This is a genomic window from Planctomycetota bacterium (assembly GCA_035384565.1).
Classification (GTDB): Bacteria; Planctomycetota; PUPC01; order DSUN01; family DSUN01; genus DAOOIT01.
Window position 1 is genome coordinate 1 of record DAOOIT010000097.1, and the last position, 17,439, is coordinate 17,439.

Annotated in this window: 13 protein-coding genes; 9 read left to right on the forward strand and 4 right to left on the reverse strand. The window is 66.9% G+C overall.

Annotated elements, in window-relative coordinates; genetic code table 11:
- The 8 genes from PLE19_21930 to cimA form a co-directional block, all read left to right on the forward strand.
- A partial coding sequence (locus PLE19_21930; GenBank protein ID HPD17607.1) for a hypothetical protein occupies positions 1-3,102 on the forward strand: 3,102 nt, incomplete at its 5' end.
- Positions 3,103-3,121: 19 nt separating this feature from the next.
- Positions 3,122-4,300, forward strand: coding sequence for a tetratricopeptide repeat protein (locus PLE19_21935; protein ID HPD17608.1), 1,179 nt, complete (start codon positions 3,122-3,124; stop codon positions 4,298-4,300).
- Between the two features lie 2 nt (positions 4,301-4,302).
- On the forward strand, positions 4,303-5,118 hold the full coding sequence (locus PLE19_21940; protein HPD17609.1) for a MotA/TolQ/ExbB proton channel family protein: 816 nt from the start codon (positions 4,303-4,305) through the stop codon (positions 5,116-5,118).
- A 70-nt stretch (positions 5,119-5,188) separates the two neighbouring features.
- Positions 5,189-5,644: a biopolymer transporter ExbD gene (locus PLE19_21945; GenBank protein ID HPD17610.1), complete on the forward strand. Its 456-nt coding sequence runs from the start codon at positions 5,189-5,191 to the stop codon at positions 5,642-5,644.
- 51 nt (positions 5,645-5,695) lie between these two features.
- Entirely contained in the window at positions 5,696-6,145 is a 450-nt protein-coding gene (locus tag PLE19_21950) for a biopolymer transporter ExbD (GenBank protein ID HPD17611.1), read from the forward strand.
- A 144-nt stretch (positions 6,146-6,289) separates the two neighbouring features.
- Positions 6,290-6,997: a YdjY domain-containing protein gene (locus PLE19_21955; protein ID HPD17612.1), complete on the forward strand. Its 708-nt coding sequence runs from the start codon at positions 6,290-6,292 to the stop codon at positions 6,995-6,997.
- A gap of 25 nt (positions 6,998-7,022) precedes the next feature.
- Positions 7,023-8,006 carry a D-glycerate dehydrogenase gene (locus tag PLE19_21960; GenBank protein ID HPD17613.1) on the forward strand — a complete coding sequence of 328 codons (984 nt, stop codon included), beginning with the start codon at positions 7,023-7,025 and terminating at the stop codon, positions 8,004-8,006.
- Positions 8,003-9,601 carry a citramalate synthase gene (cimA, locus tag PLE19_21965; protein HPD17614.1) on the forward strand — a complete coding sequence of 533 codons (1,599 nt, stop codon included), beginning with the start codon at positions 8,003-8,005 and terminating at the stop codon, positions 9,599-9,601. The genes PLE19_21960 and cimA overlap by 4 nt, the downstream gene beginning before the upstream one ends.
- Positions 9,602-9,613: 12 nt before the next feature.
- Here the strand turns inward: cimA and PLE19_21970 are convergent, their stop codons facing one another.
- From PLE19_21970 to recG, 4 genes are all read right to left on the reverse strand, one after another.
- Positions 9,614-11,830, reverse strand: coding sequence for a GreA/GreB family elongation factor (locus PLE19_21970; GenBank protein ID HPD17615.1), 2,217 nt, complete (start codon positions 11,828-11,830; stop codon positions 9,614-9,616).
- A gap of 33 nt (positions 11,831-11,863) precedes the next feature.
- On the reverse strand, positions 11,864-12,730 hold the full coding sequence (locus PLE19_21975) for a diacylglycerol kinase family lipid kinase (GenBank protein HPD17616.1): 867 nt from the start codon (positions 12,728-12,730) through the stop codon (positions 11,864-11,866).
- Between the two features lie 58 nt (positions 12,731-12,788).
- On the reverse strand, positions 12,789-14,330 hold the full coding sequence (gene cobA / locus PLE19_21980) for a uroporphyrinogen-III C-methyltransferase (protein ID HPD17617.1): 1,542 nt from the start codon (positions 14,328-14,330) through the stop codon (positions 12,789-12,791).
- A 574-nt stretch (positions 14,331-14,904) separates the two neighbouring features.
- Positions 14,905-16,965: an ATP-dependent DNA helicase RecG gene (gene recG / locus PLE19_21985; protein HPD17618.1), complete on the reverse strand. Its 2,061-nt coding sequence runs from the start codon at positions 16,963-16,965 to the stop codon at positions 14,905-14,907.
- 121 nt (positions 16,966-17,086) lie between these two features.
- Here recG and PLE19_21990 point away from each other — a divergent pair.
- The coding region (locus PLE19_21990; GenBank protein ID HPD17619.1) for a hypothetical protein at positions 17,087-17,439 on the forward strand (353 nt) is incomplete at its 3' end.

Genomic DNA, 17,439 nt, shown 5'->3' on the forward strand with positions numbered 1-17,439 from the left:
GACTTCGCCAGGCGACTGGCCAGGATCCACGGCTACGACGACCTGGCGAAGGTGGTTGTAGACCAGATCCTTGCCGATCCGACCATCAAGGACGACGATAAGGGCGCCCTGTACCAGGCTCTGGGCGAGTACTACCTGGAACTGGTCGAGGGAGTCCGGGGGAAGGACGCGCTCCTCCGTGTCACGGAGCTCCTCGGCAAGGCCCGCGAGTACTTCGACAAGTACATCGCCCACCCCGCCGCCCGGAAGGACCCCGTGGGCCTCTTCAACGTCCGGCGGCGCGTCATCTGGATCAGCGTGAACCTCGCACGGACCCATGCCCGGATGCTCGACGACCCCGACGTGCCGAAGACCGACCACCCGAAGCACGTGGCCGATGCCGCGGCAGCCTACAAGGTGGCCATCAAGGACTTTGATGCCCTGGCGGCCCAGAAGCGCGACGAGGAGACCAAGCTCAAGGCGGTGACGCCGAAGGAGAAGGAGGCGAGGGCCAAGTGGGACGAGCGCTACAACCAGGTGCGCACCGAGCACGTGGGCGTGCGCATCCTCCTTAACAGCGTGCGAGTCGAACTTGGCAAGTTCCTCAAAGCCAACGGCGCAGCCGTGCCTGAATGGAAGCCGCTGGTCGAGGCGGCGGCCAAGGACCTCAAGCAGATGCTCTACGACTTCACCGACGCCCGGGGCCTCAAGCAGATCAACGTCTACTACGCAGAGGCCATCGTCGAGCTCGGCCCTGAGAACGACGCCGAGGCCCTCGAGCGCCTGAAAGAGGTGTGGGAGGCGAAATCCGAGTTCGCCGATCACAAGGCGGTGCCCTGCAAGGCCATGCACATCATCGCGGGCGTCCTGTTCCGCCAGAAGAAATACGACGAGGTGATTGACACCCTGGATACGATGATCTCTGCCCGGACCGGCGGCGGCTGGGACCCCAAGACGCAGAAGATTGACCTCGTCGGCGCTCGCGTGACGGACATCCTCAAGAACCTCGAGGAAGGGGAGAGCCCTGAACAGTACGATGCCAGAGCCCTCTCGGCGTCTTTCCTCCTGGAGACGGATGCGTATGCAGCCCTGGCCAAAGCGGCCGAGGATGCTAAGAAGCCCGGCAAGGACGTTCAGCGCCTTTACCGCATGGCCTACGAAATCGGCGTCGGCGTGTGGGACGCACGGATGCCGATGGAGCCCAAGTACGTCAAGCTCATCGAGTTCTGGCGCAGCAAGAGCGGGGCACCCCCGTCGCTGGCCGCTCTCAATATTCAGATCGCCGACGCGCTCCACAAGGCGGCGAAGGACAAGACCGAGTACCTCCGAGCCGCCCGCCTGTACACAGAGCAGGTCGCCCGCACGAAGCCCGAGCCTGAGCAACTGCGCAAAGTGTGGGAGAACATCGCCAGGTGCTACTATGCCGGAGGCGATCACTACAGCTCGTACATCGTCTTCACTGCCCTTTCGCGCTGGCTGCCCGAGCCGCAGCCGCAGGCCTACTCGTATGCCCAGTCGGCGGTCCAGGTCATGCGCAACGAGCAGGAAACCCGCGAGAAGGAGAAGGCCGGGCCCGCCGAACTGAACTTCCTGAAACAGGTGGTTCAGGCCGCCTACCTCAATGCGGAGCCGCTCAGCCCTCTGGGGCCCGGGGCAGCCACCATTGGCGAGGCCAGGGACCTCAGGAGGGAGAAGAAACTCGACGAGGCGCTGAAACTCCTTCGAGGCGTCCAGCCCGAATCCAAGGCATATCCGCACGCCCTTCACGAGATTGCGCTGACCTACCGCGAGATGTACCTTGCCCTTCCCAAGGAGGAGCAGAAGGGGGCTGCGGGGCAGAAGGCTCTGAAGAGCGCACTCGACGCATTCCAGGCGTGCCTTGACTATGCGAAGAAGAGGCTCCCCGAGCTCAAAGGGGACGATCAGGCCGAGGACCGCAAACGGGTGCTCGATGCGGCAGTGACCAGCCTGACCGTGTACTGCGACATGCTGATCGAGAATGATACAGGTCGGGCAGCGAAGGTCATCGAGATCACCACAGGGCTCAAGACCACCTACCCCGGCATCGAGGCGATGCCGAACTACGGCTTCCTCGTCTACAACCGCATGCGGGGAGCCTACAACCTGGCCACCGGTGCGGAAGGCGAGCAGGCCGCCCAGGGCCTGGCGATTCTCGAGGAAACCTGGAAAGAGATCAAGACATTCCCCGACTTCAAGTACCTGGCCAACGCCTGCAAGATGGGGGCGAACGCCCACAATAACCTGGCCAAGGGGCTGGAAGAGCGCGCGAAGAAAACCGCCGATGCCGCTGCCAAGGCCGAACTGGAGAAGCAGGCCGAAGCCGAGCGCAGCCGCGCCCTCGAGTTCTATCTCGATCTGCTCGACGCCGCGCCCAATCAGACCCTCAGCACCTACCGCTATGTGCTCTACCAGCTCGACAAGCGGCCGCGCGAACCCAAGAGCGCCGACTACCGCAAGATCATCGAGCTCGCCCCCAAGGCTCTGAGCATGTTCGGCAAGGACGAAGCCAGCGCCGCCGAGCTGGCCCAGGTGCGCATCCTCCTGGCCTCCGCCCACTGCCGCCTCAACAACTGGCGCGATGCGATCCCGATCCTGGAGGAGACCGATGCCCCGTTCGAGCAGGAATTCCAGAAGCGTCTGAAGGCCTACGAGGCCGCCAAAGCCCGCTACGATGCCGAGCCTGACCGGCATCCGCAGCCGAAGTACCCCTCCAGGCAGTTGCTTCAGATTCAGGTGCGCGAGTGGCTGGGCAGGGCCTATCTCGAAACCAACGCCAAGTCGAAGCTCAAGGATGCGCAGCTCTTCTACGCCGACCAGGTGCGCATGTACCCGAAGCCTGACCACGTGAAGCATTGGGAAGGGCTCTACTACCTGTGTGAGAGCACCCGCATGATGGGGGACTACGAGGAGGTGCAGAAGTACCTCTTCAAGGCCTCGCTCGTCATCGGCCAGAACCCTGTTACTACGGGCAAGGGCAGCCCTCAGGATTTCCAGACCCTCGCGGCGAAGCTGCGCAAGGAGATCGAGGCGCTGCCCGACGCGGCGCGCAGAAAAGCCCTGTTGCCCACGATGGACCTGATTGACAAGAACCTGAGCAAGTAGCGAGCAAGGGGGACGTCCGTTGGACCGCACGATTCCTGCAAGGCCACTGACCCGGTGGGCGGGAAGCCTGATCCTGCTACTCGCCTCGGCGCTGAGCGCGCTGGGCGGGGCAGCGGCGCCGCCCGGTGGCGACAAGATCTGGCAGAAGGGCAAGGATACCCCCATCCCCGGCGTCATCACCGGGGAGTCGGTCGAGGGGATCAAACTGGGCGCTACGATGTCCATCCCCATCATCTCCGTAGCCAACATAGACTACTTCGACGCCCCTGACGCATATCGGCGCGGCCACGACCGGATGGAACAGGGCCTCTACAGCGATGCGATCAAGCTCTTCGAGGCCGCCCTGCGGAATCCCACGAAGGCCCGTGAGTTCTGGCTCGAGCCTGCCTGCCGCTACTACATCGCCCTCTGCTACGTAGAAGACGGCACCGATCTCGCGACTGCGGAAGCCAAGTTCAAGGAACTGCTGGAGAAGCATCCCGACACGCGCTTCCTGCCCGACGCTCTACTGGGCCTGGGGCGCGTGCAGTTCAACGCCCGCCGCTTCGATGCGGCTATTGCGCAGTTCAAGAAGCTGGGCGACCTTGCTGCTGCCAAGAACGGCTGGGAGGAGTGGCTTTCTACCGCGTACCTGTGGCAGGCGCGGTCCTACCTGGAGTCGGACAGGTACGACGAGGCGCAGCGCGCCGTCAAGCGGGTGCTGGACGCGGTAGGCGACCCGAAGCACGACCTGGCCATCCAGGCGCGCACCATCCTGGCGATGGTGCTGCTGAAGGAGGACAAGCCCGACAGGGCCGTGGATCTCCTCAGGGAGCTCATCAAGACCATCGCCCCGCGCGTGGCCGAGGAGGTAGACAAGGGCGGAGCCGACGTCCGCATGCAACGCACCGAGGCCCAGTGCCATAATGCCTTGGGCCAAGCCTACCTGAAACTATACGGCAAGACCAAGAAGGAGGAAGACCTCCGCTCGGCTCTGCTGGCGTACCTGTGGACGGTGGTCCTCTACCCCCGGTCGCAGTTCGGTGGCGAGCATGCCGAGGCGTTGTACAACGCGGCCCAGTGTTTCGAGAAACTCAAGCAAAAGAACCGTGCGACCGAGCTCCTCAACGAGCTCACGCAGAAGTACCCGGATAGCCCGTTCACGCGCCTGCTGACTCCCGGCAAGGCAGCCATTCCGAGAAAGGAGACGGAGAAGTGAACATGAAGGGCTGGCTGGCGGTGGTGCTGATGACTGTGATGGTGGTGGCGGTGGGTCTGACCATCGGCTTCGCGCCGCTGCACGCCGAGGAGGCCCCGCCGGCGCCCGATGCCAAGGCGGGGGCGCCTGAAGCCGTGCCCGCCCCGCCGACGCCGGAGCCCGCGCCGGCTCCTGTGACGGACACCGAGAAAGCAACAGTGCGGCGCGAGTCGCTGATGGATCAGCTCAACAAGGGCGGTGTCATCGGCTGGATCATCATGGCCCTCTCGCCGGTCGCCTTGGCGCTCATCATCGAGCACGCGGTCACCCTGCGCCGCGAGAAAATGTGCCCGCCGGAGCTCGTGCAGGAGTTGAACGACTACTTCAACGAAGAGCAATACGAGGAGGCGCTGGAACTCTGCAACGTCGAGCGCAACTTCCTCACAAACGTGACGCGCGCCGGCTTGAGCCGGCTCGACGCGGGCTTCGAGGCCATGCAGCAGGCGATGACCTCGGCGGCGGAAGAGGAGTTCACGAACTACCAGCTTCGCATCTCGTGGCTCTCACTCATCGGCAATATCGCCCCGATGTTGGGGCTGCTGGGCACGGTGCAAGGCATGATCGGCGCCTTCGGCAAGATTGCCTATATGACCGTGGTCAAGCCGTCCGTGCTGGCCGGCAACATCAACGTCGCCCTGGTTACCACCTTCCAGGGCTTGACCGTGGCCATCCCGGTCATGTGCGCCTACCAATACATCGCCAACCGCATCGTGGCGAACGTGCTGGCCTCGGGCAGCACGGTGAGCGAGTTGATGGACCGCTTCCGTGGCAAGAAGTAGCCGCGGGGGCGGGAGACGCAAGACATAGCCGTCGCCCGCGCGACGGTGGCTCAAGTTGGAGAGCCCGCCGATGATTAGGGGCGCCAGCCGTCGAATCATGCTGACCAAGCTCAACATGACCCCCATGATTGACTGCGTGTTCCTGCTGAACCTGTTCTTCATGACGGTCACCGAGTTGACTCGGCAGGACGACATCGAAGCCATCCTGCTTCCTGACATCAAACAGGCCATCCCGGATGAGAACCCCGACCCTGAACGCCTCGTCATCAACGTCCTGAAGGATGGGACGATGATCATCGGCGGCAACGAGTGCAGTGACCAGCAGGTCGAGGACGCCCTTCTGGTCGAATCGCGACTCACGCGCAATGCGGAGGGGATCAGTGACCGCACTGTGCTCGTGAAGGCCGATGAGCGGACACCGTTCAAGCACATCCGCAGACTGATGACCATGTGCGTGAAGCGCAACATTCGAATCTGGCGCATCTCCTTCGGCGTCAAACCTCAGGAGATGACTGCCGGGGAGTAAGCTGTTCCGTGGCCGCACGCCCGCGCCACAGGATGACCAGGAGCGACCCCGATGGCCTTGATCTCGTCTGACACTAAGAAGAGGGTCACGCTCACTGAGATGAACATGACCCCCATGATTGACTGCGTGTTCCTTCTCCTCCTGTTCTTCATGGTGGGCATGAAGTTCAAGGAACTGGACCGCAAGCTCGACATGGACCTGCCGAAGACCGGCAAACCCAACCCCTCCGACCCCAATGTTCTGAACACGGAGCTGTGGGTGCGGATCATGGTCAAGCGGGGGACGGAGGCCAACCCGCAGCCGCAGTACTACGTGGACCAGAAGGCGATGCGCGATAAGGAGCACCTCCGGGCCACTCTGAGACAACACGCGGCAATTCCCGGAGCCAGGAAAGACCCTGTGATCCTGGACGTCAGCGAGGACGCCCATCACGGCTGGCTCATGATCGCTCTGGACTACCTGCACGAGATGAAGTTTCAGAGCATCAACTTCAGGCAGTGAGGCGCCTGCCGCGCCCTCCCTTGTGGTCTCTTCGCTGACCTCCCGCGGGCAACCGGCGCTGCGGGGGGTCAGATCGCATTTGTGGCTGATGTGAGCCCAGGCCGCCACCGGTTGCTTGCCGGCTACGGAGATGGAGAAGTCTCGATGCTGCACCGAACGGTCGCCCTTGCGTTCGTCTGCCTTCTCGCATCCTGCTCGGCGGCGGAGGATGCCCCGAAGGCCCCGGCCCCTCCGGCCAAGGGCGCGCCGCAGTTGCCCGACATTCGCCTGGACCTTAAGGCCGGGACAGTGGAGATTGACGGGACCTTCTGCGTTGGCGAATACCCGCTCGAGCTGCTCGTGTGCCAGAACACGATGAAGGACTACGAGTCGATGATCTCCTCGCCAGCGAAGCCCAGCCTGCTGCACACGGCCCTGTTGGCCCTCGGGCTGAAGCCTCGGGTGCGCGACCAGAAGGAGCCTGGCCGGGTGCTCCGCGAGGGCGACCCCGTGGACGTGCTGCTGCGGTTCACCCGCGACGGCAAAGAGGTTACCGTCGAGCCCCGCGAGCTCATCGTCAACGTAGAGACGAAGGAGCACATCGCGGCCACACCGTTCGTCTTCTTCGGGTCGTTCCTGTTCCCGGACCCCGAAGACGGTAAGAGGATGATCTACCTTGGAGATTCCGAGCAGTGGCTCATCGGGCTGCTGGGCGACACGGCGAGTGTGATAGACCTGCCGCCCGAGGCGGCGGGCAAGTACGGCGCTCTGGGAATTGACACGAAAGTGGCGCCGCCCAAAGGCAGCAAGGTCACCGTGGTGATGCGGCCGTCGAAGGATCGCAAGCCGGCGGGGGCGCCCAAGGGCAAGTAGCTGCCCATGCACAGGAGCGTTCGCTGTGCCGAAGCTCGCCGTCAACGTGTACGTCACGCGGGAGATCCCGCAGGCTGGCCTGGACATTGTGCGTGATGCCTGCGAACGAGTGGAGATCAACCCCGAAGATCGCGTGCTGACCCGCCAGGAGTTGCTGGCCGCGGTGCGAGGCCGCGATGGTGTGTTGTGTCTGCTGACCGACACCGTGGACGCGGCCGTGCTGGACGCGGCAAAGGGGTGCCGGGTTTTCGCGAACTACGCGGTAGGCTATAACAACATTGATGTGCCCGCGGCCACGGCCCGGGGCATCGCCGTTACCAACACCCCTGGCGTGCTCACGGACGCGACGGCGGATCTCACCTGGGCATTGCTCTTCGCTACGGCGCGGCGAATCCCCGAGGGGGACCGCTACACGCGCGCCGGGAAGTTCCGGGGTTGGTCGCCCATGCTGCTCCTCGGCGGCGACATCAGCGGCCGCACGTTGGGCATCATCGGAGCGGGGCGCATCGGCACCGCGGTGGCCCTGCGCTCGCGCGGTTTCCGAATGCGCGTGCTCTACTTCGACCGGGCACAGAACGAGGCCCTCGAACAGGCAGTGGGCGCCGAACGCGTGGACCTCGACAGGCTGCTTCGGGAGTCGGACTTCGTCTCCGTGCACGTCAGCCTGGACGAGAGCACGAGGCATCTCATCGGCGCGAGGGAGCTCGGGTTGATGAAGCCCACGGCGTACCTGGTGAACACTTCGCGCGGCCCGGTGGTGGACGAGAACGCCCTTGTGGCGGCACTGCGCGAGCGGCGCATCGCTGGGGCGGGTCTCGACGTCTTCGAGAACGAGCCGGCGCTGGCGCCGGGCCTGACAGGGCTCGACAATGTCGTCATCCCGCCGCACCTCGGCAGCGCCACCATCGCGACCCGCACCCGCATGGCGACCCTGGCCGCCACCAATCTTGTGGCCGCGCTGCGAGGCGAGCGGCCGCCGAACATCGTGAACCCGGAGGTGCTGGCGTGACGGAGCGATCGCGGCGCGTTGCCATCTATGACACCACGCTGCGCGATGGGGCCCAGGCCGAGAAGGTCACCTTCTCGCTTGTGGACAAGGTGGCCATCGCCCACAGGCTCGATGAGTTCGGCGTGGACTACATCGAGGGGGGCTACCCCCTGTCGAACCCCAAGGACTCCGCGTTCTTCGACGAGATTCGGAAGCGGCCGCTGCGGCGCGCCCAGGTGGTCGCATTCGGGAACACGCGCAGGGCCAAGACATCGGCCGAGCGCGACGAGGGGCTGCGCACCCTCGTCGCGGCGGGCACGGCGGTGGTGGCCATCGTGGGGAAGAGCTGGGACCTGCACGTGCGCGAGGTGTTGCGGGTCCCGCTCGAGGAGAATCTGGCGATGATCGCCGACTCTGTGGCCTGTCTGGCGGCGCAGGGGCGGCGCGTGTTTTTCGACGCGGAGCATTTCTTCGACGGGTTCCGCCACAACCGCGACTATGCGCTCGCCTGCGTGCGGGCGGCCCAGGAGGCGGGGGCCGAGACACTGGTGCTGTGCGACACGAACGGTGGGTCGCTCACGGGCGACGTGCGGGAGATCGTGCGGCAGGTGCGCGCCGTATCGCGGGCGGAGCTGGGCATTCACGTGCACAACGACGCGGGGCTGGCCGTGGCCAACACGCTGGCGGCGGTGGAGGAGGGGGCGGGGCAGGTGCAGGGGACCATCAACGGGATCGGCGAGCGGTGCGGAAATGTGGACCTGTGCAGCGTGATCCCCAACCTCGCGCTGAAGATGGGGCGCGAGGTGCTGGTGCCGGGCGCCCTGTCGCACCTCACGCATCTGTCGCGCTTCGTGTACCAGGTGGCCAACCTGGGCCTGCCGCTGCACCAGCCGTACGTAGGCGCCAATGCGTTCGCCCACAAGGGCGGGCTGCATGTGGACGCCATGCAGAAGAACGCGCTTACCTACGAGCACGTGGACCCGAAGGTAGTGGGGAACGAGCGGCGGATTCTGATCTCGGAACTCTCCGGCACGGCTGCGATCATGGCCAAGGCGCGCAAGCTCGACAACCGCATTGACAAGGCGACCAGCCGCCGCATCCTGGAGGCCGTGCAGAAACTCGAGAACGAGGGCTACGAGTTCGAGGCCGCCGAGGCGTCGTTCCAGCTCCTCGTGCGCAAGGCGCTCGGCACCCACCGCACGTTCTTCGACCTGTTGGGTTTCCGCGTCATCGTCGAGAAGCGCGGCGGCGATAGGGCGCCGATCAGCGAAGCGACGGTGAAACTCACCGTTAACGGGCAGCCCCGCCTCACCGTGGGGGAGGGCGACGGCCCCGTACACGCGCTCGACGTGGCGCTGCGAGCGGCGCTCGACGACTTCTACCCCGTTCTCAAGGGCATCCGGCTGGTGGACTACAAGGTGCGGATCGTGAACCCCAAGGCTGCCACGGCCGCCCGCACTTGTGTGGTCATCGAGTCGACCGATGGCGAAGACGTCTGGGGCACGGTGGGCGTGAGCGACAACATCATCGAGGCGTCGTGGCAGGCACTGGTAGACAGCATCGAGTTCGCGCTCCTGCGTGAGGCCCAGGGCGAGGAGGCGGCGCCGGAACGCTGACACGCGGCGGGGTCACGCGTTGCCCGAGCCCTGGGCGGGCTCGAGGGCGCTGCCGATCTCGACGATGCGGTAGGTGACGTCCTCCCCCGCGTGCGAGAAGGCGACCTGGTCGCCCACCTTGTGGCGCATCAGCGCTTGAGCCAGCGGCGCGACATAGGCGATGATGCCGTGCTCGGCATCGGAATCCCACGGCCCCAGGATGGCGAACGTCTGGCGCTTGCCCGTGGCGACGTCCTCCACCGTGACGCGGGCGCCGATGGAGACATGCTCGCGGGCGACCATGGAGGGCTCGATGGGCCGGGCCCGCAGCAGTTCCTCGCCCATCTCGAGGGCCTTGGCGTTCAGCACGTGCTGCTCCTGGATGGCCGCGCGAAAGTCGGCGTTGTCGCTCAAGTCGCCCATGGCCTTGGCTTTGGCGATGTCCTCGCTGTTCTTGGGCAGCAACACGTTGACGATGTGATCGTGCTCCTCGCGGCGGCGTGCGATAGCCTGCGCAGTGGCATAGATGTGCTGAACGGGCTCCTCCACAGTCTTGTGCTCCTCCTCCACGAGGAGCTTGGGGAACTTGCGCACCATTTTCTGCTCGAGGAGGCGCGCAAACTGCTCGGGGAGGACGCTGCTCTGTCGGATGCGGAAGAGGAGCCGGGAGGCCTCGACCTCGCTGATCTCGGCGAGCATCTGGTCGAAGTAGCGTAGGTCGCCGGCGCGCAACGTCAGGCGGATCTCGGCCATCTCGTCGGCCTGGCTGAACGGCGTCCACTCGCCCCGTTGATAGGCCTTGCGGCGGGCGAGTTCGTCGCCCTCCTTGAGCAGGCGCTCGAAGATGTCCACACGGGTCGCCGGGGACGGCCAGCGCTCGAGCAGCAGGTTGCGGCACACCCACGCGAAGAGGCTGAGGTGGCGTTTGGGGTTTGCGAGTACCTCGCGCACCACGGTGCCGATGTTCGGGGCGTCGCCATCGGGCGGAAGTTCGGCCGCCGCCGCTTCCCAGAGGGCGTCCGGCCCTTCCAGGAGGATGCCGCGGCACACCTGCCGCCAATCGTCCGCCTGGTCGCGCAACATCTGGAAGATGCGGGCCCGGCTGGCGTTGGTGGTCAGGTGGTTGAGGAGGACGACGGGGTTGCCCTTGTGCCGCGCCACGAGTTCCTCGGGGGTGGGGAACTCGCCCGCGAGCAGCTTGAGGCGGGTGAGCAGGAGCGCGGCCTCCACAGCGGCGCCCGGGTCTGGCTCGGACGCGATGCGGCTGGCGATCGTGCGAGCGGCAGGCAGGAGGAACGCCTGAGGGTCCGCCTCCCGGTCGCGGTGCTCGGCGTAGTCGGCGAGGGCCTCCGTTTGATGGGTGAGGTCCTTGAGGGCGGCGAAGCGCCGCTGCATCTCCTCCTCGTAGGTGAGGGCCTCAGGCCGCAGTGTGAGGATGGGGTTGCTACCGGCGGGGAGGGCGATACGAGGGTCGCGCTTGATGGCCGCCTTCGCGCCGTTCCACCACTTGCTCCATGCCTCGGCGGGCACGATGGGGCCTTCGAGGAACTCGCGCAGGCCGCGGAGCGACAGGCGGCCGTCCAGGGCCTCGAGGGCTGAGCGGACCAGGGCCGCGGGGTCCTCCTGAGCGAGGCGGCGCAGGCGGTCGGGGTCGGTCTTGAGCAGCACGAGGAAACAGTCGGGCTTGAGGCGCTGGAATATGCTTTCGATGGTCTCGAGCGGCACGAGGTGGCCTGGCTTGCGCTCGAAGTTGATGGTGGCCCGCGCCGTGAGCGGGTCGAAGGCGACGATCTTGCCGAGGCCCCAGCCCGTGGCGTGGTAGAAGAAGTCGCCCTCGCGGTAGGAGAGGAGCTTGTCGAGCGTGGCGACGGAGGCCCCGAGGTCCTGCTCGGTGAGCAGGCCGGAGCGTTCGATGCAGGCGGCAAGATGGGGCACGCCGCGGTGCACTCGGCGGTAGCACGCGAGCAGGGCGGAGCGGAACTCCTCGTTGCCCGCGGCGGCGGGCGCCGCGGCGCGGAGCAATGGGAGGGCTTCGGCGTGGCGTTCGTTCCGCACCAGCTCGGGCGCCAGGGCCAGCGTCAGGTCGAGCGCGCGCGCGGTTTGGCCGGCCTGGAGCAAGTGGCCGAGGAGCCGGGCCAGCGCCTCCGCGGGGATGGTCTCGGCGTCCAGCAGCTCGAGCCAGAGGTTCTCCAGCGCGTCGTACCTGCGTTGCTCAATGGCTTGAGTCAGTTGTTCGAGGATCTCGCTCACCGTGGGTCATACCTCCGAGGGTATCCGAAAGGGTCAGGGGACGACAATGCGGAGCTTCCGGCCGTCGATCCCGATGGTGACCGGGAGAAGGCCAACCGCATCGCCATCCACCTGGTAACGGACCGGGTCGGGGCTTTCGATGCGGACGTGGCGTCCGCGCAAGTACTGTGCGCCGCTGAGCCGGGAGCAGCGGAGCGTGAAGGCCAGGATGGCCCGAGAGTAAGCCACGGGGCCGCCGCGGCGTAGCAGGCACACGTCCAGCAGCCCGTCATCGGCGGCGGCTTGCGGCGTGATACGGAACGGGCCGCCATAGCTGCGGGTGTTGCTGACGAGGGCGAAGCCTTCGCCCACCGCGGGTGGCGCGCCGTCAACGCACACTTCCATGCGCGGCGGGCGGCGCTGCGCGAGGCACTTGAGGAGGGGACGCACATAGCGCACCATGCGGGTGGCGCCCCTCCGGCGCGCGGCCAACAGCGCCGTCACGTCGGCATCCAGGCCCGCCCCAAGCATCGCCACGAAGCGCCGCCCGTTTGCGGCGGGAACGTCGAGCTGTTTCAGTCGCCCGCGGGCAACCATCTCGATGAACGCCTCCACGCGTCGGGGCAGGCGAAGCTCCTTCGCCAGCACATTGCCGGTGCCCAGGGGGAAAAGGGCAAGTGGGCGGTCCATCTGAAGGCCGTTGACGACCTCGTTGAGCGTGCCATCGCCGCCGATGACGGCCACCAGGTCGCAGTGGCCCGCCTGGGCAGAGGCCGCTTCGCGGGCATCGCCTGCTTGCGCGGTCACGGCGTCGAGCGTGGAGAAACCAAGGTCGCGGAGGCCACGCCTTATCCGCTCCAAGCAGGCCTGGCCGGCCCCTCGACCGGCGATGGGATTCACGATCAGCAGTGACCGCGGCATGTGCCATGGGCCCCAGATCGCAGCAGAAACCCAATTATATCAGGTTGGGGCGTCAGGCTCAAACGGCGTGGGCCGGCCCGCCTCCGGCCGATGCTGCAACGAGGCGGCAGACGGCATGCACGAGGCCCGAAATGGTGTGCTCGGGGGCCTCGATGGCGACGATGAGACCTGCCTCGCGCGCCGTCTGGCTGGTGACGGGGCCGATGGAGGCGAAGCGGATAGAGGGGGGTAAGGCGGCGAGGCGCTCGGCGCCGAGGGCCGCAATGAAGCCGCGTACGGTGGAGGAACTTGTGAAGGTCACTACGTCCACTTCTCCGGCGAGGAGGCGGCGGGTGGCCTCGTCGTCGGCAGATCCGCCGACGATGGTGCGATACGCGTCGGCCTCGGTGACGAGAGCCCCTGCGTTCTGGAGGCCCTTACGAACGGTTTCGGGGACATCGGCTGCGCGTGGCAGGAGGATGCGCCTGCCGGCGAGCGTCTCAGCGTCGGCGAGGGCGGCGACCAGCTCGGCGCCGGTGAAGCGAGGCGGCTGGCAGTCAGGGCGGATGCCGTGTTGGCGCAGCCGTTCGGCGGTGGCGGGCCCGATCGCGGCGACGCGGGGGAGCGCGCGGCTGTCCTTGCCCGCGGCGTCGAGCCGTGCGAAGAAGCCGTCTACGCCGTTCACGCTGGTGAAGACAACCCAGTCGAACGTCGCCAGGGCGGCGATGGCGGTGTCGAGGGGCGCCCAGTCGGCGGGCGGCTCGATGGTGATGGCGGGCATCTCGATGACCTCGGCGCCCAGGGCCTCGAGCTGCTCGGCCAAGTCGCTGGCTTGAGCGCGCGACCGTGTGACGACGATGCGGCGGCCGAAGAGCGGCCGGGTCTCGAACCACTGGAGCTTGTCGCGCAGGGCCGCCACCTCGCCCACGACGAGGATGGCGGGGGCCTCCATGCCTGCGGCGCGGTGTACGATATCTGCGAGCGTGCCGAGCACGGTCCGCTGCCTGGCCACGGTGCCCCACTGCACCACCGCCGCGGGGGTGGCAGGGGAGCGGCCGTTCGAGGTCAGCCGCTCGACGATGTGGGGCAGGTTCTTCACGCCCATGTAGACGACCAGGGTGCCGATGCCTGTGGCCAGCTTGTCCCAGGCCAGCGCGCTGGCCTGCTTTGTGGGGTCTTCGTGCCCGGTGATGAAGGCGAGGGACGATGTGGCGTCGCGGTGGGTTACAGGGATGCCTGCATAGGCAGGCGCGGCGATGCCGCTGGTGACGCCTGGCACGACTTCGAAGGCAACTCCGGCATCCACCAGGGCGAGGGCCTCCTCGCCGCCGCGGCCGAAGACGAAGGGGTCGCCGCCCTTGAGTCGGCACACGCGCTTGCCCTCGAGCCCCTTGGCGACGAGCAGGGCGTTGATCTCCTCCTGCTTCATCGTGTGGCAGCCGCCGCGCTTGCCCACACCGATCATCTCGGCGTCGGGCCGCGCCTCGCGGAGCAGTCGGGGGTTCGCCAGCGCGTCGTACACCACCACGTCGGCGGCGCGCAGCGCTTCCAGCCCCTTCAGCGTGATCAACCCCGGATCGCCGGGGCCGGCCCCGACCAAAAAGACGACGCCATCGCGCATAGGGTTCCCTTCTCAACGCGGCCCAAGGCCGTAGCTGACGGGGACGATTGGAGGGCTGGGGGAATGGCTGATTCCTTGAGGGCGTGTCGCCCAGAGAGTGAGCTTGTTCGGAGTCCCGCCTTCAGGCGGCTCTATGCGAGAGAAGACCGCCTGAAGCCGGGACTCCGAACGGGGTCAGACCCCTCAAGTAGGCTTGGGCAGTACGCCCTTGACACCCATCCACCGATCCGTTCCTCCATCCATACCGTCGCATGCCTCCAGCATGCCCGAAAGCGGGCGCTGGATCAAGGGCGGTGGCGGGCGCCGACGCGGCCTCCCTTGCCGGCGACGGGCCTGGGCAGGCCCTCAGACTGTCTGTGGAGGGTAAACAGCGGCAGATTGGCGAGGAAACTCATCGCCGCAGGTATGGTTGGAGGCGATACTCATGGAGTCCAACGGCCCGGGCGACCATTTTCTTGTGCGCATTCTTGGGGGCAATGCCATTGTACTCATAGAGAAGAGCGTGCCGCCTGGGCGGTGGCCGCCGCAAGCCATGTTTCTGGCCTGGGCCTGGGTGCTGGGGCTGGCTGGGGCATCATCCGACGGAGGCCAGGTCGAGGCTGTCGCCGTGGCGGGCGTGCACCGCGGCCTTGAGCAGGCGGTGGCTGGGCTTCGAGAGGTCGGGGTCGGCCTCGACGAGGGCGAAGGCGTCGTGGCGGGCCTCCATGAGCAGATGGATGTCCTCGGTGAAGTCACCGATGGCCAGGGGCGGGAGGCCGTGTTGGCGGGTGCCGAGGAACTCGCCCGGGCCGCGGCGCTTGAGGTCCTCTTCGGCGATGCGGAAGCCGTCGGAGGTCTCTGCCAGAATGGCCAGCTTCTCGGGCGAGTTCGGCTCGTCCACCATGAGGAGGCAATGGGACGGGTGTTGGCCGCGCCCGATGCGGCCGCGGAGTTGGTGGAGCTGGCTGAGGCCGTAGCGCTCGGCGTGCTCGATGGCCATGACGGTGGCGTTGGGCACGTCGAGGCCGACCTCGACGACGGTGGTGCAGGCGAGGATGTGGGTGTCGCCGGCGCGGAAGGCGGCCATGACAGCCTGCTTCTCGTCGGACTTCATCTGGCCGTGGAGGAGGCCGATGGGGTGGTCGGGGAAGACGTCGCGCCGGAGGTGGCCCACCATCTGCGTGGCGGCCCTAAGGTCGGAGACCTCGGACTCCTCGACGAGGGGGTAGACGATGTAGGCCTGTCGGCCGGCCTGGAGTTCGCGGCGGATGAGCGCCCAGGCATCGGTGCGGCGGTTCGGGGGCAGAATGGCCGTGGTGATGGGCTGGCGGCCAGGCGGCATCTCGTCGAGCGTCGAGAGGTCGAGGTCGCCGAACACCGTGAGCGCGAGCGAGCGGGGGATGGGTGTTGCCGTCATCACCAGCACGTCGGGGCGGGCGCCTTTCCAGCGCAGGGTGGCGCGTTGGAGGACGCCGAACTTGTGTTGCTCGTCCACCACGGCGAGGCCGAGGCGGGCGAACTCGACGTCGTGCTCGATGAGGGCGTGGGTGCCGACCACGAGGTCCACGGAGCCCTCTCGAATGGCGGCCAGGCTGGCGCGGCGCTCGGCTGCGGGCGCGCCGCCGAGGAGCAACAGGGCGCGCACACGGCTGCCCTTGAGGAGCGACTCCAGGGTGCGAAAGTGCTGCTGGGCGAGGATCTCGGTGGGAGCCATGAGCGCGGCCTGGTGCCCGTTGGCGATGGCGGCGAGCAGGGCGTAGGCGGCGACCACGGTCTTGCCCGAACCGACGTCGCCCTGGAGCAGGCGGTTCATGGGGCGCGGGGCGGCCATGTCGGCGGCGATCTCGGCGATAGCACGCTCCTGTGCGGCGGTGAGGTGGAAGGAGAAGCGGCGGCGGATGCGCGCGTCCACCTTCGGCGAGATGTCGAAGGCGATGCCCTCGACGCCGTGGCGAAGGGTGCGGCGACGAAGGGCCACGGCAGCCTCGAGGGTGAAGAACTCCTCGTAGGCGAGTCGGCGGCGGGCGAGGGCGGCGGCCTCGGGCCGCTCTGGGAAGTGGATTTGCTCGAGGGCGTCGGCGATCGGGAGCAGACGGTGCGACTGGCGGAAGGCCTCTGGAAAGATGTCGGGAGCCTCGGTGCGGAAGGCGTCGAGGGCCGCGCGCAACAGGCGGCGGAAGCGCTTCTGCCCGATCCCCGCCGTGGCGGGGTAGATGGGCACGAGGCGCTGGGCGTGAAGCGGCTCGTCGTCGCTCAGCAGCTCGAACTCGGGCGAGAGGAGCGAGAGGCGCTTGCCCATAGTGACCTTGCCCCAGAGCACGAGTTCGGTGCCTGGCTTGAGCTGCTTCTGAAGATAGGGCATGCCGAACCAGAGCGCGGCGATCTGCCCCGAGGCGTCCTCGATAAGGGCCGTGAGGACGCCGCCGCGGCCCCGCCACCAGGTGGTGCGCACCTCGCGCACGCGGCCCGCGACTGCCTCGTGCTGGCCGAGCTTCACCTGGGCGATGGGGGTGAGACGGGTGCGGTCCTGGTGAAGGCGCGGGAAGTGCCACAGGAGATCGCGCACGGTGGCGATGCCGAGCTTCGCGAGTCGTTCGGCGACGGCTGTTCCGACGCCCTTGACCACGGTGACGGGTTGGCTGAGAGGAGTCTGCATTCTGGGGCCGGAGTATACCCGCGGCACCGCGCGCGATCAAGCAGTCGCTCCTTGATTGGGGGTCCGGCGTGTGTTACGATCAAGCCAGGAGCAGGCGGACACCGCATCCCCGGGGCAAGGCATGCCTTCGCTCGCGTCGTCGCTCGACGTCTTGGCCGACCACATCTGGCTCGGGGTGGTCGCCGCGCTGCTGTTCGTGGCGGGTCTGGCCACGGCCGGCCCGGTGGTTCAGCGGGACCATCGTTGGCTGATGGCCCTGCCGCTGGCCGTGGTGCGGTTGGTGCTACGGCTGATTGGTCCGCAGTTTCGGGCGGTCCCTGCGTTTCTCGTGATTTTCGTCTTCAACTCGGTAGCGATCTGCCTTTACATGCTCTCGGGCGCGCTGATCGTGCTGCCGGGCGTGATGGCGTTTCTGACTGGGCTGAACATCGGGGTGGTGACGCTCAAGGCGGGCGAGATTCAGATGCCGGGCGG